Source organism: Rummeliibacillus sp. TYF005, assembly GCF_003844195.1.
Lineage (GTDB): Bacteria > Bacillota > Bacilli > Bacillales_A > Planococcaceae > Rummeliibacillus.
This window is the reverse complement of the sequence record NZ_ML122546.1, coordinates 81,326-101,491: the sequence shown is the minus strand read 5'-3', so window position 1 is coordinate 101,491 and position 20,166 is coordinate 81,326. Positions and strand designations below refer to the sequence as shown.

20 protein-coding genes are annotated in these 20,166 nt (G+C 34.5%); 15 read left to right on the top strand and 5 right to left on the bottom strand.

The features are described 5' to 3' along the window. The first annotated feature begins 180 nt into the window (after positions 1–180). Together CW357_RS05790 and CW357_RS05785 are read left to right on the top strand one after the other, a co-directional pair. A complete protein-coding gene (locus CW357_RS05790; protein ID WP_124217570.1) occupies positions 181–1,500 on the top strand; it encodes an SPFH domain-containing protein in 1,320 nt (439 codons plus the stop codon). Positions 1,501–1,512: 12 nt separating this feature from the next. Then, the gene (locus CW357_RS05785; RefSeq protein WP_124217569.1) at positions 1,513–2,643 is read left to right on the top strand and encodes a TFIIB-type zinc ribbon-containing protein; all 1,131 of its coding nucleotides are present in this window, start codon (positions 1,513–1,515) and stop codon (positions 2,641–2,643) included. Between the two features lie 53 nt (positions 2,644–2,696). Here CW357_RS05785 and CW357_RS05780 read toward each other — a convergent pair whose 3' ends face one another. Further along, on the bottom strand, positions 2,697–3,011 hold the full coding sequence (locus CW357_RS05780; protein WP_164489551.1) for a YbjQ family protein: 315 nt from the start codon (positions 3,009–3,011) through the stop codon (positions 2,697–2,699). A 208-nt stretch (positions 3,012–3,219) separates the two neighbouring features. Here CW357_RS05780 and CW357_RS05775 point away from each other — a divergent pair, with 208 nt between their 5' ends. The 7 genes from CW357_RS05775 (at position 3,220) to CW357_RS05745 (ending at position 8,769) form a co-directional block, all read left to right on the top strand. Beyond that, on the top strand, positions 3,220–3,537 hold the full coding sequence (locus CW357_RS05775) for an ArsR/SmtB family transcription factor (RefSeq protein WP_369973789.1): 318 nt from the start codon (positions 3,220–3,222) through the stop codon (positions 3,535–3,537). Position 3,538: 1 nt separating this feature from the next. Further along, on the top strand, positions 3,539–4,591 hold the full coding sequence (gene arsB / locus CW357_RS05770; protein WP_124217567.1) for an ACR3 family arsenite efflux transporter: 1,053 nt from the start codon (positions 3,539–3,541) through the stop codon (positions 4,589–4,591). 101 nt (positions 4,592–4,692) lie between these two features. Continuing rightward, on the top strand, positions 4,693–5,061 hold the full coding sequence (gene arsD, locus CW357_RS05765; protein WP_119415895.1) for an arsenite efflux transporter metallochaperone ArsD: 369 nt from the start codon (positions 4,693–4,695) through the stop codon (positions 5,059–5,061). After that, on the top strand, positions 5,061–6,836 hold the full coding sequence (gene arsA, locus CW357_RS05760) for an arsenical pump-driving ATPase (RefSeq protein WP_124217566.1): 1,776 nt from the start codon (positions 5,061–5,063) through the stop codon (positions 6,834–6,836). Before arsD ends, arsA begins: the two co-directional genes overlap by 1 nt. A gap of 1 nt (position 6,837) precedes the next feature. After that, positions 6,838–7,122, top strand: coding sequence for a Fe-S cluster assembly protein HesB (locus tag CW357_RS05755; protein WP_119415897.1), 285 nt, complete (start codon positions 6,838–6,840; stop codon positions 7,120–7,122). A 9-nt stretch (positions 7,123–7,131) separates the two neighbouring features. After that, complete coding sequence (locus tag CW357_RS05750) at positions 7,132–7,338, top strand: hypothetical protein (protein ID WP_124217565.1); 207 nt, start codon at positions 7,132–7,134, stop codon at positions 7,336–7,338. A 129-nt stretch (positions 7,339–7,467) separates the two neighbouring features. Beyond that, on the top strand, positions 7,468–8,769 hold the full coding sequence (locus CW357_RS05745; RefSeq protein WP_206426811.1) for an NAD(P)-binding domain-containing protein: 1,302 nt from the start codon (positions 7,468–7,470) through the stop codon (positions 8,767–8,769). 173 nt (positions 8,770–8,942) lie between these two features. On the opposite strand, the gene CW357_RS05740 is transcribed toward CW357_RS05745, so the two are convergent. Next, positions 8,943–10,148 (bottom strand): MFS transporter, encoded by a 1,206-nt coding sequence (locus CW357_RS05740; RefSeq protein ID WP_124217563.1) that lies wholly within the window; start codon positions 10,146–10,148, stop codon positions 8,943–8,945. 319 nt (positions 10,149–10,467) lie between these two features. Between CW357_RS05740 and CW357_RS05735 the strand changes: the two genes are divergently transcribed. Further along, positions 10,468–10,965 (top strand): GNAT family N-acetyltransferase, encoded by a 498-nt coding sequence (locus tag CW357_RS05735; protein ID WP_119415901.1) that lies wholly within the window; start codon positions 10,468–10,470, stop codon positions 10,963–10,965. A 151-nt stretch (positions 10,966–11,116) separates the two neighbouring features. On the opposite strand, the gene CW357_RS05730 is transcribed toward CW357_RS05735, so the two are convergent. Next, entirely contained in the window at positions 11,117–12,397 is a 1,281-nt protein-coding gene (locus CW357_RS05730) for a dicarboxylate/amino acid:cation symporter (RefSeq protein ID WP_119415902.1), read from the bottom strand. Positions 12,398–12,656: 259 nt separating this feature from the next. Next, the gene (locus CW357_RS05725; RefSeq protein ID WP_124217562.1) at positions 12,657–13,703 is read right to left on the bottom strand and encodes a DctP family TRAP transporter solute-binding subunit; all 1,047 of its coding nucleotides are present in this window, start codon (positions 13,701–13,703) and stop codon (positions 12,657–12,659) included. A 114-nt stretch (positions 13,704–13,817) separates the two neighbouring features. On the opposite strand from CW357_RS05725, the gene CW357_RS05720 reads away from it, so the two are divergent. The 4 genes from CW357_RS05720 to CW357_RS05705 are packed head-to-tail and all read left to right on the top strand — an operon-like array spanning position 13,818 to position 17,149. After that, a complete protein-coding gene (locus CW357_RS05720; RefSeq protein ID WP_124217575.1) occupies positions 13,818–15,392 on the top strand; it encodes an ATP-binding protein in 1,575 nt (524 codons plus the stop codon). Positions 15,393–15,406: 14 nt separating this feature from the next. Next, positions 15,407–16,090 carry a response regulator gene (locus CW357_RS05715; RefSeq protein WP_119415904.1) on the top strand — a complete coding sequence of 228 codons (684 nt, stop codon included), beginning with the start codon at positions 15,407–15,409 and terminating at the stop codon, positions 16,088–16,090. Positions 16,091–16,114: 24 nt separating this feature from the next. Further along, positions 16,115–16,654, top strand: a complete 540-nt coding sequence (locus CW357_RS05710; RefSeq protein WP_119415905.1) for a GrpB family protein — start codon at positions 16,115–16,117, stop codon at positions 16,652–16,654. Between the two features lie 39 nt (positions 16,655–16,693). Then, positions 16,694–17,149, top strand: coding sequence for a GNAT family N-acetyltransferase (locus tag CW357_RS05705; RefSeq protein WP_124217561.1), 456 nt, complete (start codon positions 16,694–16,696; stop codon positions 17,147–17,149). Between the two features lie 11 nt (positions 17,150–17,160). Here CW357_RS05705 and CW357_RS05700 read toward each other — a convergent pair whose 3' ends face one another. Then, positions 17,161–18,393 (bottom strand): MDR family MFS transporter, encoded by a 1,233-nt coding sequence (locus CW357_RS05700; protein ID WP_124217560.1) that lies wholly within the window; start codon positions 18,391–18,393, stop codon positions 17,161–17,163. 98 nt (positions 18,394–18,491) lie between these two features. On the opposite strand from CW357_RS05700, the gene CW357_RS05695 reads away from it, so the two are divergent. Further along, positions 18,492–20,153: an ABC transporter substrate-binding protein gene (locus CW357_RS05695; RefSeq protein WP_124217559.1), complete on the top strand. Its 1,662-nt coding sequence runs from the start codon at positions 18,492–18,494 to the stop codon at positions 20,151–20,153. The last annotated feature ends 13 nt before the right edge of the window (positions 20,154–20,166 follow it).

Here is a 20,166-nt window from a genome sequence, read left to right as displayed (position 1 = left end):
CCTTTCTTTTGGTTATTTCGTCGTTGTTTTAACCTTAACAGAAACGGATTCTTTTTTCATTTATTTCATGCATAAATAATAAGCTCCTAACGCTGATAAATCAGCGTTAGGAGCTTATTTATAAAATTCTATGAATAATTCAGGTTCAACTTTAATTTACATAAAAGGACGGGATTATGAATGGGATTGATAAAGGCAGGAGTTGGCTCTGCAAAAGGCGTTTTAGAAGATCAATGGCGCGAATATTTTTACTGTGAAGGATTATCTAAAGAAATTTTAGTTACTAAAGGTGTTAAGCGTAAAACAAAACGCGGTTCAAACAAAGGTAACGATAACATCATCACAAATGGCTCTATTATCGCTATCAACGAAGGCCAATGCATGATGATTGTCGAACAAGGAAGAGTTGTTGAAGTTAGTTCAGAACCTGGTGAATATGTATATGATATTTCAACAGAGCCTACTGTATTCTATGAAGGGGATTTTAAAGAGAATATCCTCCAAACATTTAAAGAAATCGGTAAACGTTTTACATTTGGCGGAGAACCACCAAAAGATCAACGTATTTACTTTTTTAATACGAAGGAAATCATGGGTAACAAATACGGAACCCCTAGTCCAGTTCCTTTCCGCGTAATTGACCGCAATATCGGATTAGATATTGATATTTCTATAAGATGTCACGGAGAATATTCTTATCGAATTGTGAATCCGCTCCTTTTTTATAAAAACGTTTGCGGCAATATACAAGGTGAATATCACCGTGAAGAAATCGATAGTCAGTTAAAAACAGAGTTAATGACAGCTCTTCAACCAGCATTTGCGAAAATCTCTGCTTCAGGTGTACGTTATAGTGAAATTCCAGCACACACGATAGAATTAGCGTCAGCACTAAATGAAGTACTATCAAAAAAATGGCTAGAATCACGAGGAATTGCAGTTGGTACTTTTGGCATTAATTCTGTAAAGGCTTCAGAAGAAGATGAAGCGATGATTAAACAGCTCCAAAGGAATGCAGTATTCAGAAATCCTTCAATGGGCGCTGCACAACTAACAGGTGCTCAAGCAGAAGCGATGATGAAAGCTGCTGAAAATGAAAATGGGGCTCTAGGTGGTTTCATGGGGATGAACATGGCACAACAAGTTGGTGGCGGTAATGCTAGTCAACTTTATCAAATGGCTTCCCAACAAAACCAAACCACTCCGCAAACACCTCAAAATCAGCCATCTGTTGATACATGGAATTGTGCATGTGGTCAAAAGAACACGGGGAAATTCTGTTCGAACTGTGGTACAGCAAAACCGACTGCTGAAGGATGGCATTGTACTTGTGGCACTGTAAACAAAGGTAAATTCTGCTCTAATTGTGGTACAAAGAAACCGCAAGGAACACCGACCTATATTTGCGATAAATGTGGTTGGAAACCAGCTGACCCGACCAACCCACCAAAATTCTGCCCAGAATGTGGAGATCCATTTGATGACCAAGATAAGCAATAGGAGGGTAGAAGCATGTCCGAACAATTGAAAAAGGCAAAAATTGATTTTGATGCGGAATGTCCTTCGTGCGGAGCATCCATCGAGTTTAATCCGGAAAACGGTAAGCTAACATGCCCCTATTGTGGTCATGAAACAGAGATAGCAAAACCAGAAGACCAGAAAGAACAAGTTGCGCAAGAAATGGATTTTTATACAGCTGAAAAACGAGGGAATTTTGACTGGGGAGTTGAAAAGAAAACTGTTAGTTGTAGTGAATGTGGTTCAGAAACAGTTTATGATGCACTACAAGTAGCAGACACATGCCCTTATTGCGGTTCTCATCAAGTTATGGAAGCCTCAACGGTTAATACACTCGCACCAAATGGTGTTTGTACTTTTCAAATTACAGATAAGGAAGCAGGCGTAAACTTTCATAAGTGGTTAAAGAGAAGAATCTTTACACCACGTGCAGCAAAAATAAGTGCAAAACCAAATGCCTTTAAAGGAGTCTACCTACCCTATTGGACATTTGATACGAAAACAGGCTCTCATTATACGGCAAGTTATGGGATAGACCGAGTCATTAAAGAAAAAGATGGAGAAACGAGAATCGAAACCGATTGGTATATGACTTCAGGTTTTTACCAAGAATTTATAGACGATCAACTAGTCAGTGCATCAACACGTTATGACCATGATATGTTGCGAAAAATCGAACCATTTAACTTATTAGACAATAAATCCTATCAACCAGAATATGTATCTGGATTTTTAGCAGAGCGTTATAGTATAGGTTTACAAGATGGTTGGAATATTGCCCAACAAGACATTCATGACCATATTCGTTCCCAAATTGCATCTAAAGTTCGCTTTGAGTGTGGCGCAGACCATGTAAGGAATGTTCAATTTTCAACAACTTATGATAATATTACGTACAAATATCTTATGTTGCCTATTTGGCTATCATCTTTCCAATATAAAAGCAAAGTTTATCAGTTTATGGTAAATGGGCAAACGGGTAAAGTAGGCGGAAAAGCACCTATTTCACCAATACGTGTAGCCATTGCTGTGATACTTGTGGGTGTAATGATTGCGATTTTTGCTTATTTCTATGAGGACTCGGAACAAGCTTTAAATGTCATTACATCTATTATGAGCTATTAAATTATATAAAAAAGATAGTAAAAAGCCTCGTCGTAAAAAGACAAGGCTTTTTACTATTTATAGGTCACCGCAGTTCCGGTAGCAACGCACATGAACATTCCATCATAAATAGGAGAAGTTGAAACATCAACGTCTATTAATGCGTTTGCACCAATATTTCTCGCAAGCTGCTTCACCCCATCTAATGTCAATTGCTGTGTTTCTTTCATTTTAACTTCATAAGCAGTACAATGGCCGCCCATAACATCGGTTAAAGAGTTTAAAGATTCTCGAATAATATTAACTCCTATGATCGTTTCACTACTTAAAGTACTATGATAAGACTCAATTGTTTTACCTTCAATCGTATTCGAAAAAGAGACTAGCAAATGAATCATCTCCTTCATATGGAATAATTGTATTAGTTAATTGTATTTAACTTGATTAGAAAACATGAAAGCGATTTTTTAAACAGGGAGTTTCAAAAGTGAATACTAATGAAACATCTAATAAAATCATTCACAAATTTCATTCTATTGCATATATTAATATATAAGAATATAATTATATAGTAAATTAATTAAAAGAGGTGATATGATGAATCAGCTATTAATCATGGAAAAGCAATTAAAAGCAGTTAGTGATGCTAACCGATTAAAATTGTTAGCGAGTTTAAAGAACGGCGAGGTCTGTGTATGTGATTTAGTTGAAATCTTACAAGTTTCTCAGCCAGCTGTTAGCCAACAACTACGTAAATTAAAAGAGGCTGACATTATCTTAGAAAGAAAAAAAGGGACTTGGAAGCACTATAGATTAAATGATATTCAAGCACCTTATATCCAAACAATCATCGATGAGTTGGAGCCTATCTCAATACACAATTGTGCTTGTACTATTGAAGAAGGTGAGGTTTAACATGGAAAAACCATTAACAAAACAGTTATCATTTCTCGATCGTTATCTAACATTATGGATTTTCCTTGCAATGGGTTTAGGTATTTTACTAAGTATTATAGTTCCTGATTTTAAGGAAACATTAGATAAACTATCCGTCGGTACAACATCAATTCCGATTGCAATTGGCCTTATTGTTATGCTTTATCCGCCACTTGCTAAAGTGAAATATGAAGAAATGTGGAGAGTATTTAAAGATTGGAAGATATTATTACTTTCTTTATTACAGAACTGGCTTTTAGGGCCATTTTTAATGTTCTTCTTAGCCATTATTTTTCTACATAATTATCCAGAATATATGGCAGGGCTTATCTTGATTGGTTTAGCACGTTGTATTGCGATGGTTATCGTGTGGAATGATCTAGCAAGAGGAGATAGTGAATATGTAGCTGGCTTAGTTGCTTTTAACTCCGTGTTCCAAATTCTATTCTATTCAACTTTTGCTTACTTCTTCTTGAATGTGATGCCTGGTTGGTTTGGTATGGAAAACTTATCTGTTTCAATCTCTATGTGGGAAATCACCAAAAGTGTTCTGATTTATTTAGGCATTCCTTTTGCAGCAGGGATTCTCACACGTGTTATTGGGATTAAACTTAAGGGAAAAGATTGGTATCAAGAAAAATTTATCCCTAAAATATCTCCACTTACTCTAATTGCTTTGTTGTTTACAATCATCATGATGTTCTCATTAAAGGGAGATAAAATTGTTGCTCTACCATTAGACGTATTACGTATTGCAATCCCATTATTGATATACTTCTTAATTATGTTTATTGTTTCATTCTTTGCATCGAAAAAAGCGGGTGCAAGTTATCCAGTAACAGCAGCACTCTCTTTCACAGCTGCTAGTAACAACTTTGAATTAGCGATTGCTGTGGCCGTAGCTGTATTTGGTATTAATAGTGGCGAAGCATTCGCAGCAGTTATTGGACCATTAGTTGAAGTGCCTGTCTTAATAGCACTTGTAGGAGTGGCACTAAGATGGCAGAAGAAATACTTTAAAATTAGGTTGTAAAGGAATATTATTCTAGGAAGTTTCTGCTATCGGTAATCATATTAAAGAATAAGCTAAGATTTTTACATTCATATAAATTGCTTATGTAAGGAGCGGGAAAGATGAAAAAAATTGAAATCTATGACCCAGCAATGTGCTGTGATAGTGGTGTATGTGGACCATCTATTGATCCCGAATTATTGCGTGTTTCATTTATTGTAAAAAACCTTGAAAACAAAAACTATCCAATTACACGCCATAATCTATCAAGTGACCCACAAGCATTTGTCGACAACTCAGAAGTAAATGAAATGCTTACTTCTGTTGGAGTAAATGAGCTACCTTATGTATTTTTGGATGATAAGTTGATGATGACAAATCGTTATCCAACAAATGAAGAGGTTGCAAAATGGACTGGGTTAGAAATCTCAGAATTAACTAAAAAGCCGAAAGTACGATTATCTCTCCATACAAAAGGTGGCGGTCTATAATGGAACGCTTTACAAAATCACATTATCCTAAGTCCAAATATGTATTTTTTACTGGAAAAGGTGGTGTGGGTAAAACTTCTGTTGCAAGCAGCTTAGCTTATTCAGTTGCTAATGATCAAAAACGAGTTTTATTAATTAGTACTGACCCAGCCAGTAATTTACAAGATATTTTCAATCAGCCTTTAACGAATGAACCTTCCTTGATTCAAGGTACGACGTCGTTATATGCATTAAATTTAGATCCTGTGCAAGCTGCAAATGATTATAAGGAACAAGTAATAGCTCCTTATAGAGGGAAATTACCCGATGTAGCCATTCAATCTATGGAGGAGCAAATGTCAGGAGCCTGTACTGTTGAAATTGCAGCTTTCAATCAATTCTCAGCACTCTTAACAGATCAAAAGGTTCAAGAAGAATTTGACATCATTATTTTTGATACAGCCCCTACTGGTCACACGTTGCGCTTACTACAACTTCCAATGGCCTGGAGTGGATTTTTAGCTGATAATTCATCTGGAGCATCTTGTCTAGGACCTCTAGCTGGATTAGAAGGGAAAAAGCAAATGTACAAAAAGGCAGTTGACGTTTTATCAAATGCCGATCTAACTACATTAATACTTGTTACACGTCCTGATACTAATCCGTTAAAAGAGGCTGCAAGAGCATCAAAAGAACTTTCAGATATTGGAATTGAAAATCAACAGCTAATAATTAATGGATTACTAGAGGTTCCTGATTCAGAAGATGCTTATGCTAGTGCTTTCTATAAGCGTCAACGTTCAGCTATGGAAAATATGCCTGTAGAATTATCAAATTTACCTACCTATACCTTGCCGCTCGTTCCATACACCATTACATCATTAAATCGAATGGGTGCTTGGTTCAATAATATAGACATCAATGAAAGCTTACCTGATATTACAAGTGAGGATTATTCACCCCATTCATTATCGATTCATCAGTTAATCGAGGAGATTATGGAAGATTCGAAACGTATTATTTTTACAATGGGAAAAGGTGGCGTTGGTAAAACCACAGTCGCAACACTTGTCGCTTTAGGACTTGCAGAAAAAGGTGAGCGCGTTCATTTAACAACAACAGATCCTGCTGCACACATTAAGTGGGTATTAGGAGATAATAAGCCCTCAACATTAACGATTAGTAATATTGATCCGAACACAGTTTTAACATCTTATAAAAAAGAAGTATTACAAAAAGCAAGCGAATCAATGGATGAGGAGGGACTTGCCTTTGTTCGAGAAGATTTAGAATCTCCTTGTACAGAAGAAATTGCTGTATTTAGAGCCTTTGCTGAAGTTATTGAATCCCACCCCGATGAAATTATCGTAATAGATACGGCTCCTACTGGTCATACCTTGTTGTTACTTGATTCTACGGAGAGCTATCATAAGGAAATAAGTCGTACTTCAGGTGAGGTTCCAATTGCTATACAGCATTTGTTACCTACATTGAGAGATAAAGATAAGACATCGATACTTATTACAACATTACCTGAGGCAACACCTGTTTATGAAGCAGCTCGTTTACAAAATGATTTAAAACGTGCGGGATTAAATGTTTCCCATTGGATTGTCAACCAATCATTTATCAATATAAAGACAGTAAATCCTTTACTATCTCAAAAGGCAAAACATGAAGTTAAATGGTTAGAGAAAATCAATACTTTATCAAATAATCATACTGTCATAATCCCTTGGAGTCTTAAAGAACCAACAGGATTAGATGGATTACACACATTATTGGAGGAAAAATAAAATGAACATGACTGAAAATGCAAAACAATATATCTTAAGTGCGATGAAAGAAAATAATGCTGATACACTTCGCTTTTATGGAGTTGCTGGATGTTGTGGTATGAATCTAGCTGTTGGACTCGTGCCAGCTGAAGAAGGCGATCAAATCGAAAAAGTAAACGATGTTAATATTGCAATCATGCCTGAAATGGCCCAAGAGTTACAAAATGTAACGATTAATGTAGAAGAACAAGATGGAGAAATGGGTTTAGTATTAGAGGGCTACGCACCAAGTTGCGGTTGCTAAGGATATAAGATGACAGTTAATCATGCTAGCACATTATCGGTAGATTATTTTATACGTTATTTGGAGCTTGTGATGAATGCAAGGCAATTTTCTTTAAAAGAAGCAAGTCAATATATGACTGAACAATTTTTTCGAGGTAACCCTAATTTATATGGAGAAAACACCGCCTTACATTTTAAGAAAGCAATAGAGCAAATAGAAAAGAAGGGGTATTAAATGAAAGAAATTAAACTGTTTAATATAACAAAGCAATCATCTTGCTGTGGGGCAGAATCTACTACGACTTCATGTTGTTCATCAGAAACAGTAAATGAAACATCTTGCTGTTCTTCTCCTGAAGTTAAGATGACAGAAGCGACTAACCCAATACAATTTAATTTGGATTTACCAGTTGCTATTATCGGTGCTGGTCCTATTGGTCTTGCAGCAGCTGCAAATTTAGCAATACAAAAAGTACCATTTATCGTTTTAGAGTCAGGTCAACAAGTAGCTGAAAATATTCGTAAATGGCAACATGTCCATCTGTTTAGTCCTTGGCAATATGATATAGATAAAGCTGCACGTAAGTTATTAGAAGAAACAAATTGGAAATCGCCTCAAGATGATATTTTACCAACAGGTCAAGAATTAATAGATCAATATTTAAACCCATTAAGCGAACTACCTGTATTAAAAGAATCCATTCGTTACAATTCAAAAGTTGTATCTATTGCTCGTAAAGAAAACGACAAAATGAAATCATTAAATCGTGAAAAACAACCATTTGAAATCTATGTAGAACATGATCATGGTGTGGAGTTAGTAGAAGCTCGTGCGGTTATTGATGCAACAGGTACTTGGGGAAATCCCAATCCAGCTACATCCAATGGTGTTTGGCTTTCTTCTGAGAAAGAATGCCAAGATCATATTGAATATGGAATACCAAATGTTAAGGAAAATACAAATCACTATGCAAATAAGACAATTGCTGTAATTGGTAGTGGACATTCAGCTATTAATACATTATTAGAATTAGCCGAACTTCAAATCGAATATCCACAAACAAAATTACTATGGATTTTACGTAAAAAACAGGTTGCGGATGCTTTCGGAGGAGAAGAAAAAGATGCCTTAGAAGCTCGTGGTGCATTAGGTACTAAAATTCATTCATTAGTCGATTCAGGTAAGGTTAAAGTCTATACACCATTTTATACAATGCAAGTCAAAGCATTAAACGAACAATTGGAGCTTGTAGGACGTTATCATGATGAAATCATTTCTATAAAGGAAATTGATGAGTTAATCGTTAATACTGGTAATCGCCCGGACTTTTCAATTGAGCAAGAACTCCGATTATCTATTGACCCAGCTACAGAAAGCGTAGAAGCACTTGCACCACTCATTGATCCTAATGTTCACAGTTGTGGTACAGTCCGCCCTCACGGAGAAGCAATTCTTCGTCAACCTGAACAAGGATTGTATATTGTTGGGATGAAGAGTTATGGACGTGCACCTACTTTCTTAATGGCAACTGGGTATGAACAAGTACGCTCGATTACAGCTTATCTTGCAGGAGATATAGAAGCTTCAAAACGTGTCGAGCTTGATTTACCTGAAACTGGTGTATGTAGTACTAACCCAAATAATACAGGGGCATCATGTTGTTAAAGTAAATATGTAAATAGTTATGTTAAGTATCAAGTCGCTATATCAATACCAACAAAAAAGAGCTTGGGGCATCCAAGCTCTTTTTACTATACTGAAGTTACTCTAGGTCTAAAAATACACAAACTATTAAGAAATCAATTGAAAAATGGAGCAGTTAGTCTTTTAGTAATTTATTATTCCATCACATTTCTAGTAAACAATTGTTTATTTGTATGAACAATGATACTTATGATCGCAAACAATAGCCCCGAAATAACGAATACGACTCTAATCCCAAACAAATCTGCTATCATTCCCATAACAAGAGAACTCACGCCGAAAATCCCAGTTCCAATCGCACCTAATGATGTATAAACAGTTGCCAACCGTTCTTTTGAAACACTAGTTTGAATAACGGATTGTTGAGGAATATTCTTGATTTGCCCGAAAATACCTGTACAGAGCGCTAAAAGTAAGGCAATGATTGGACTACTATTTAGACCAAATAAGATGATGACGAAGAAACTGGCGAATGAACCGACAAATATAAAAGTTCCTAATCTCTTTTCAACAAAAGAGGAAAATTTAATACAATAAATACTCCCTAAAATCATACCTATAAAGAATGCTCCGTTGATAAATCCCCACCATTTCTCATCGACGTTCAAAGCATCATTGACAAACACATATAAAATGGCAGCAATCCAAACAGTTCCTGCAATAGTTTCGAGAAAGTCAGTCCAAGCAATCTTTCTTAATACAGGCGTATTAGATAAAGTTTTCCATCCTTCACTAATCTGTTCTAGAACCCCTTTTTGCTCAATTGGTTTATGATGTACACTTTCTAAAAGGCACATTAAGATACTTGCAATGACGAATAAACATCCAACTAACCAAACAAGTTGCTGAGAACTCATCACAAGTAGAAATAAGCTTCCTATGAACCACATAACTGCTTGTATAACCTGCGTTACAGTATCAGTCATTCCATTAGCTCGAATTAGATGTTCAGGTTTAACATAGTATGGGATTAATGTTTGTATAATCGGATTTGCGCAACCATCAAAAAAAGCAATCAATCCTATTATTATAAAGATTAAATAGTAATTAGATGCCGTAATATGCAGTAACAATATACCTAAAATAACAAGTAAAATCGTTTTTCCAATCTGCGAACAAGCCAACAACCATTTCAGATTTACTTTTCCAACTAGAATAGGTGTCAGTAGACTAGATATAAACATAGAAGTAGTAATCGTAAATGGTACAAGTGATGATGTAGTTGCAGAGCCCGTTAAAACAAAAATCGTACTTATAATACTAACCATATATAATACATCGCCTATATTAGCGATTGACTGACCTAAAAGTAATAAAGAAAAATTTCTATTAACTTTCATGGATATATCCCCCGATATTATTAATTCAATTCAAGAATAAGAGGGAATATTAAATTGGACTAATCATTAAAATTTAGCTCCTTTTCTAGCGGATAAATCTGGGGGATATAGATTTATCACAAATTGTTTAACCTTATCTTTTGTATCAATTAGTTTAATTAGATTACTTAATTCCATAAGCATTTTTGTTAAATAAGAAATCACTTCTTTAAATATAATATCACAAAATTAATAATTTTCTTATAATAAATGTTGCATCACAATTTTACCTTACTTAGATAAAACAGCAGTACATACTGAACGAAATAGGAGGATTTAAATGGGGGAGCATATTGAAATTAGAGAGATGTTAGATACAGATTGGCCAATGGTGAAGAAAATTTATGTAGAAGGAATTGCTACAGGAAATGCAACATTTCAGACTGAAGTACCAACTTTTGAAGAGTGGACTACATCACATCATCCTACATGTAGAATGGTTGCTGTAAACAAAAAGAATGTAGTTGGATGGATTGCCATAAGCCCAGTATCTAAGCGAGTTGTATATAAAGGTGTTGGAGAAGTTAGTATCTATGTGTCCACAAAAGTAAAAAACAAAGGAATAGGAACTTTATTACTTTTAAAATTGATAGAGGAAAGTGAAAAACACGGATTTTGGACTTTACAATCTTCAATTTTCAAAGAAAACATAGCAAGTATAAAATTGCATAAAAACCAAGGATTCCGAGAAGTGGGGTTTCGTGAAAAGATTGCGCAACATAATGGTATGTGGAGAGATGTTTTGTTATTAGAACGTAGAAGTAAAAAGGTCAATTGAGTTAAAAAAGATATTATGACGAACCATCTAGCTTTAGTTACGAATTCGATTCATTACATTAAAAATAAAAAACCACCCGCAACGAGGAGAGTGCGGGTGGCGATATCGAAAGTCATTGTCGAGGAGATCGAGTTCCTTTCATGACGTTCTGCTAGTGAGCATGTGCATTTTCATGCGCAATTTTAATCTCTTCTTCTAAATGGTGATGCTGTTCTGGACTATATTCTTTTTCCATTTTGGCAACGACAACTGTTGCAACTGAATTACCGATGATGTTCGTTATTGCACGAGCTTCAGACATGAAGCGGTCAACACCGATTAGTAAAGCAATACCTTCAACAGGAATCATTGGGAATGCAGCTAATGTTGCTGCCAACGTGATAAATCCTGAACCAGTTACCCCTGCAGCACCTTTAGAGGTAATCATTAAAATCCCTAATAAGTAGATTTGTTGCCATAGGGATAGGTCAACATTGTAAGCTTGTGCGATAAACATAGCAGCCATTGATAAGTAAATAGATGTACCATCTAAGTTGAAAGAATATCCGGTCGGAACAACTAGTCCAACTACTTGTTTTGAACAGCCGAATTTTTCAAGCTTCTTCATAATTAATGGTAAGGCTGATTCCGAAGAAGATGTTCCTAATACTAGGAACAATTCATCTTTAATATAATTGATGAATTTTAAAATATTAAAGCCAAAGAATTTTGCGATTAAACCAAGTACCACGATAACAAAAAGTGCCATTGTCGTATAGACACCAAGCATTAGTTTACCTAGAGACCATAATGATGATAACCCGAAGTTACCAATTGTAAATGACATAGCGCCAAATGCACCGATAGGAGAAAGCTTCATAACCATATTAATGATTTTAAAGAAGATTTCTGAAACTTGTTCGCAAAGTTTAATCACTGGTTTTACTGGTTCACCAATTGATGCAGCGGCTACCCCAAATAGAATTGCGCAGAATAGTACTGGCAATAATTCGCCGTTTGCAAGAGATCCAAAAAAGTTATCTGGAATAATGTTTGTGATAAATGCTACAAAACCATGATTTGATTCGGCAGCTTGTTTAGTGAACTGAGTAACTGCACCAGCATTAGCTGAAGATGTATCTAAACCCCTACCTGGTTGAATAATGTGAACAACAACTAAACCGATTGCTAATGCAATGGAAGAAACTATTTCAAAATAGATCAGTGCTTTCCCACCGATTGTGCCAACTTTCTTCAAATTCCCCATGCCACCGATTCCGGTAACAACTGTTAAGAAAATAATTGGAGCGATTAACATTTTGATTAATTTAATGAAAATGTCCGCTAATACTTTTAGTTGAGCAGCGAAGCTAGGGAATAATACACCAACAATAATCCCTAAAATAATTGCACAAATAACTTGTACGGTTAAGTTTTTAAAATTAATTCTCATATCCATTCCTTCTTTGTGTGTGATGTGTTTCTTCGTTGTTATCGCTTACAAAATTATCATACTCCTATAATTCTCAAATCTATTATTATGGTTATAAAACTCTTTTTGGTCATTTTGGTCTTAAAAGTTATATAGGCTTTAAATTGTCGAGTAAATTCAGTCATATCAAGCTATAAGAAAAAGCCGAGAATAAATTCCCGACTTAAAAATTTTTTCATTATTTAATCAATTAAACTCATTTTGTACTAAAACAGTATACTTAATGATTTAGCTCTGTTTGAATTTCTTTTAAAAATGTTGCGCCAACATGATTTTTATACAGCGAATAAAGTGGCTTGAATTTAAGCTTCCATTTATTTTGTTCTGCAACAGACAATGTATTTATTTTAATATGATCTTGTTTTTTCAACTTTTCTAAATCATTCGAGTTCATTTCTTTCGCCATTTGAAAATTCCACTCAGTTGCTTCTTTCATCGCACTCAGCACATCTTCTTGAAGCTTTTGGGGAAGACTGTTCCAAAAGTCTTCATTCATTAAAACTGAATAACCTAATAAGCCATGATTCGTTAATGTAATGTTATTTTGGACTTTATAAAATCCTTTCGAATAAATATTCGATAACGTATTTTCTTGTGCATCAATTTCATGGTTTTCAATTTCCGTATATAATTCATCAAATGATGTATTCACTGATTTTGCACCAAGTAATTCAAATTGCGTTTGTAATACTTTACTTGGCATAGCACGTACTTTTATATTCTTAAAATCTTCTAATCTTACTAAAGGCTTTTCTTCCGAAATCATTTGTTTAAAGCCATTGTTCCAAAATGCTAATCCTTTTATATTTACGTGATTCAACTGGTTAAGTAATTGTTCGCCTATACGCCCATTTAATACGTTTTCTACCTCTTCATCCGTATGGAATAAGTAAGGTAAGTCTAATACTTCCCAAGAAGGAATCGTTTTTGTCATCTTAGAAAAGGTAGGAGCAATCATTTGAACATCATTATTCTGTAATGCTTTTAACTCATTATTATCATTATAAAGCATGCCATTAGGATAAATAACGACATGTATTCGTCCATTCGATTTTTGCTCTAAAAGCTCAGCAAATTTAATAGCTGCTTGACCTTTCGGCGTATCCTCTGCCACTACATGGCTAAAATTGATCACGATTTGCTTATTTAAGCCTTGTTGTTCTTCATCCACCGGTAACGTTGAATTTTGCCAAAATTGCTGACTATAACCGATATAGCTAAGAAGCAGCACAATTGTTAAAATGGCGGTTGTTATATAAACTTTCATGCAATCACCAACATTCTGACATTTTCTTTCTATTCTAACATAATTGCAAATGTTACAATATTTATATACTAACAGATTGGAGGACGAGCGGTGAAACGAAAGCAACATCTGTCTATGAACGGCAAAATTATGTCGCTCACCTTCTTCATCATTGTGTTTTCATTTTTAGTTGCAGGGATATTTGTAATTGGGAATATTTTATCCACTAAAGAAAAGGAACTTGGAAATCAAGCTATGCTGATTGCTAGAACAGTCGCAAAGCTTCCAGAAATCCAACATGAATTACTATCAGATAAAAAGCCTCAAGAACAAGCAAAAACCATTAATGAAACAATTGAAGGCATTCGTATTATAAACAAAGCAGATTATATTGTTGTGCTAAATATGGACCATATTCGTTTGTCACACCCTGTTAAAGATTTAATAGGCAAAAAGTCAAAAACAAACGATGAAAATGCAGCTTTTACCGAGCATTATTATTTGTCAAAGGCAAAAGGTGAGGTAGGTACGACAATTCGAGCTTTTGTCCCGATTATGGATGCTAAACACAAGCAAATAGGTGTCGTCATTGTAGGGTACAACTTACCAAGTATTTTCGAAATTTTGTATGGGATTCGAAAAGAAATTTTAGTTGCTACATTATTGTCCCTCCTATTTGGTGCATGGGGCGCATGGATACTTGGACGTAATATGAAGAAGCAAATGTTTGATCTAGAGCCACATGAAATTGCGAAAATGTATACAGAACGGACAGAAACGTTCAACGCTATGCATGAAGGAATCATTACGATTGATAATGATTTCACAGTAACTATTTTCAACACAAAGGCAAAACAAATTTTAGGGGTTACAGAAGACAACTTAGTTGGTAAGAAAATATATGATATTTTACCTGATACTCGGCTGCCTGAAATTCTTGATTATAATATCCCTATCTATAACAAAGAGCTCTTGATCAATCAGCATACGATTATGAGTAACCGGGTACCAATTGAAGTTGACGGCAAAACGGTAGGTGCAATTGCAATCTTCCAAGACCGTACAGAAGTAAAGAAGTTAGCGGAAGAGCTTACAGGCGTGAAAGAATTTGTACAAGCTTTACGTATTCAAAATCACGAGCATAAAAATAAGATTCATACAATCGCTGGACTCTTGCAATTAGGTCATTATCAACAGGCGCTTAACTATATTGAAGAAGTAAAAGATAAACAAGAAGAAATAGCAAACTTCTTAAATGATCGTATTAAAAACCAAAATATATCCGGTTTGTTGTTAAGTAAGATCAATCACGGGAAAGAATTAGGAATTAGCGTTGAAATTGATATGAATAGTCAACTAACTTATTTACCGGAGCAGTTAGATTTTAATGATTTTGTTGTTATTATCGGGAACTTAATTGAAAATGCTTTTGATGCATTGCAATTAGCTAAAAAAGACGAAAAGAAAGTAATGATTAGTATCGATCAGGATGATGAAACTTTATCCGTTTTAGTGGAAGATAACGGTGTCGGTATGTCACAAGAAGTAATTGAACGTATCTTTGATAACGGTTATACAACAAAAAGAAATGAGAATCACGGTATTGGCCTTTATTTAATACAAGATATCGTAAAAAAATTTGACGGTACGATAGACGTTACAAGTACACCTGGAGAAGGAACAAGTATTTATGTTACATTTTATGTATAAGAGGGGTTGAAAGGATGGACCTAATACAAGTTTTACTAGTAGAAGACGATCCGATGGTAAGACAAGTTAATCGTCAATTTATCGAACAAGTACCTGGTTATCATTTAATAGGTACGGCTAAAAATGGTGTAGAAGGCATTCAACAAATCAAACAACTTAAACCAGATCTTGTTTTTATGGATATTTTTATGCCAGAACAAGATGGTATTGAAACGTTAACAAAGATTCGTGAAAAAGGGTTAAAAGTGGATGTTATTGCTGTTACAGCAGCAAATGATATGAAGACAATTCGAAAAATGCTTCAATTAGGTGTGTTTGATTATATTATGAAGCCATTTTCGTTTGAACGAATGGAGCATACATTACAAAATTATCGTCAGTTTAAAACGAAAATCGATGGAAAGAGTGAGATGACTCAATCAGAGTTGGACCTCCTCCTTCATCATCAACAAAAGCCACATCAAACTGATACAAAACTACCTAAAGGACTTAATGCTGCTACTCTAGAGAAGATTGTCACTTATATTGGTACACAGGAGCAGTCTGTCTCAGCAGAAGAGGTAGCAAATGGTGTTGGGCTTGCGCGTGTGACTGCTCGTAGATATTTAGATTATCTTGAAAAGCAAAACAAAGTGAAGATTGACATTCAATACGGTGGTGTAGGACGTCCGGTCAATCAATATCGCTTAATTTATTAACATTAAATAGATAGGGGAGAGCGTATGGGAGAAGTGAGAGAAGTAAAAGTAGTTCCTTATGATTTCAATTGGCCAATTCTTTTTAGCGAAGAAGCAGAAAGTCTTGAACAAATACTAGTAGATGAAGTTATCGCTATTCATCATATAGGTAGTACATCAATTCCGTATATGTTTGCTAAGCCTATTATAGATGTACTCGTTGAAGTGAAAGATATTCAGAAAATAGACTCATATAATGAACAACTAACAAATAACGGTTATATTCCAAAAGGCGAAAACGGAATTCCAGGTAGGCGCTATTTGATCAAAGGAACCCTTCTCCATCGCTCACACCATATACATATGTTTCAAACAGGTGATCAGGAAATCGAACGGCATTTAACTTTTCGTGATTATTTAAAAACACATCCTGTCGAAGCAAATCAATATGCGGTGTTAAAGCAAACATTAGCTCAGCAATACCCAACGAATATTGAAGAATATATTAAAGGAAAGCATGACCTCATACAAGAGATAGATCAAAGGGCTAAAGCTTGGAAAGAAGCCTGTAGAGGAACTATTTAGCCTAAGAGGTTTTAATAACTTAATGGAGGGGGATATAGATTGATCAAAAAGATTAACATTAAGAATCTAGAAAGCGCTGAACGTGTTTTGAGTGTTCAATTTCCATCTTATAGGATAGAAGCAGCGTTACTAGATAATTATGAAATACCTCCTTTGAAAGATACTGTTGCGTCATTACATAATTGTGATGAAACATTCTTTGGATATTTTATAGATGAAGAGTTGTGTGGCGTAATATCGGTGAAACTTGAGGAAGATATAGTAGATATCCATCGTTTATTTGTTCATCCTAATCATTTGAGAAAAGGAATTGCAAAAAAACTTCTATACTTTCTTCAGGAAGAATTTCATGATGCAAAAAAAATGATTGTAACAACTGGCTCCAAAAATTCACCAGCCATAGAATTTTATCAAAAGAATGGTTTTACAATGTTAATAGAATTAACAGTTGAAGAGAATTTATCTTTGACCTTATTCGAAAAAAATATGAACTAAAAAAGAGAGCATTAAGCAAATTGCTCTCTTTTTTTTACATAATATAACCCATGATACATGATGAAAATACCTAGAAAAATAATAATTGCAATCCAAATCGACATTTGCCAAGGTAAAAGGTATGCACCTAAGATCAATGAAGCGTTACTCAGCAAGGTAGCTCCGTTAAAGCTTAAGCTAGAAAACGCTAAGTAGGAACCTCTTTGGTCTTCTGGAATGCAATTTGCTTGTTCTGTGTTAAAAACAGGTGAATACAATAGTTCTCCAAGTGTAGCGATAAATCCTAATAAGATTAGAACAAAAAAGTTATTAGCGGAAGTTATTAAACTATAGCCAATACCATATAAGATTAACCCTATTAAGAGTATTTTCTTATTGGATAATGATTTAGTCAAATTTGCTATTAAGAAAGTAAAACAAACAACTAATAACGTATTTTCAACGTTTAAAATACTATACATCCGTACCCCTTCAATTTCAAAATTGAATATTGAAATGGTATCAAATGTTTCTTTAAGGCGTACGCTTATATAACTACTAAGAGAACGTTCAGCAGTAAATACAAACATAAACCCTAACACTAACTGTACAAAACGTTTATCCATTAATGCGGTTTGATAGCTTTGTAATAAGTCAATAAACATATTGTCATTGGTTTTCTTTCTTACTGATACTTGTTCATCTTCTAACCAGATAAAATATGCTACTGAAATACCATAAGTAATAATGGTTAAAATAGCGAATAATAAAATTTGATGATTGATGTATAGTAACCCGCCTAAAATTGCTCCAAGACTGATAGACAAATTCGTTAACCAATACTCTAATGTATAAATAGCTTTTCTATTTTTAGGCGTTGATGAATCCAATATGATAGCTTCTAAAGCAGGGCGTCCTAAATTGTTTGAGAAGATAAATAGCAAGTAAATGACTGCAAATAAGTAAATCGGTCTATGTTCAGGAATAAGACATAACGTCATGATTAATAGAAATGTAGGCGCAATTGTAGATGTCCAATAGAGAAGATGCTTTCGTTTAAAGCGATCTGCTAAATAACCTCCAATAATCCCAGAAATAAAACTTACAGCCACAGAGATTACTAATATAATTCCTGCATAAATTTTATTTTTCTCTTGTGTAAAAAACAACGCCATGAACGGCATCACAGAGTTTGAAGCCATTCGATTGAAAAATGATGTGATTAATCGTAATTTAATATTTTGTGGTAATTGAAAAATATTCATGTTGTTCACCTCTCTCTTTTCAATAATAGTAAACTAGACTTATAATGTTAAAAATAGACAATATAGAAAATGATGTCTAGTTTTGAAAGGGTGAGAGAATGGATAGTATGCTTTTAAAGCTTTATCAAAACGTTAAGACAGGGGAATGTAAGCAACAACAAGTTGCTAATGTACTAGGACTATCACTTAAACAAACAACGCGTTTGTTACGGAAATGGCAAGATAATGGTTGGATAAGATACATACCTGGTAAAGGAAGAGGGAATAGCTCATATATTGAATGGCTAAAACCAGTTGAAACGATTTATCTTAAAGAGGCAATCAGATTGGTGGAAGAGGAATCTGTAGAAAATGCAGCGAAATTACTAACGTTTGATTGGTCTCCTTCAAGTAAGGAGCGGTTAACGACTCTATTTCAAACAAAAATTGGATTTATACAAGATGAAAACGATAGCCTTATCATTCCGTTACGTTTTCGATTTATCTCATTTCATCCTTTAGAGGCAATAGATGTATATAGCGCTAATATGGTCACTACACTTTATGATCGTCTTATTAATGTTGACGAAGCAGGGGACTTTACTCCAGGGATTGCGCATAGTTGGGAATGTTTAGAAGGGAAATTTCGTATTTATCTAAGAAAAGGTGTTCGTTTTCATGATGGCTCGCTGTTAACAGCTTCAGATGTTGTATCGTGTTTAGAAAAGCTTAGAAGGCATCCTAGACATGTTGACATTTGGGAACCTGTTTATCGTATTTATTCGCCAGCACCTTATGTAGTAGATTTTGATCTTCATTCATTTGCAGATTATATGCTGCCTCTATTAAGTAATACATATGCAAGTATCTATAAAGCGTACGAAGGAAATTTAATTGGAACAGGTCCTTTTTATCTTGTTGAAGATAATGAAACAAGAACGCTTATAAAGGCATTTGATACTTATTATAAAGAACGTCCACTACTTGATAGAATTGAGTTTATTCAAGTACCTACAGATTTTGAAATCATCTATCATACTTCTCAAACAGATGAAGCAGATGAGTTGTTTGAAGTGAAAAGTGATTCTGGATTTGGTGTAGTTGTTATGAATTATTGTCATGAATCTCCGCTTGAAAATCCAGATTTACGTCATTATATCCATCAAATCATTGCAAAATATCGTCATGAAATAGCTTCACATGAAAGTTTTAAAGGCTCTTATTATCCAAATGCAGAAGGGTTTCAGTTGGGGAATAGGGAAGCGTTTAACATTCCTCTCATAAAAGAAAAACCTCGTATATATAGACCACTTAAAATGCAAGTAGTTAACTATACGAAGGAAATGTCATATTGGTTGAAAGAGAAAATAGAAGCAGCTGGTATTCAGATAGAGATTGTTCATAAAACGTTTAATGATGCCCTCTATGGGAATTTAAAAGATATTGAAGCGGATATTACTATATTCGGTGAAGTATATGAAGTGAATCCACAATATTCGTTCTTTCATCTAGTAAAGGGATTAGATTATTTAATTTCAGAAGCATTTTCTGTCGATTCTGATATAAAGGAATTATCCTCAAACTATAAATGTACATCGATTGCAAATTGGACGGAATTAAATCATCAAATTGAAAAAATGTTAATCGAAAAATCGATTCTAATTCCACTTTACTATTCAAAAAGAATGATACCGTTTACTACAGATCTTCAAAATATTTCTATAAAAAGCTTTGGTTATGTAGACTTCTCAAGTTTATGGTTGAAACCACATATTCTTTGAATGGCTTTAGCAA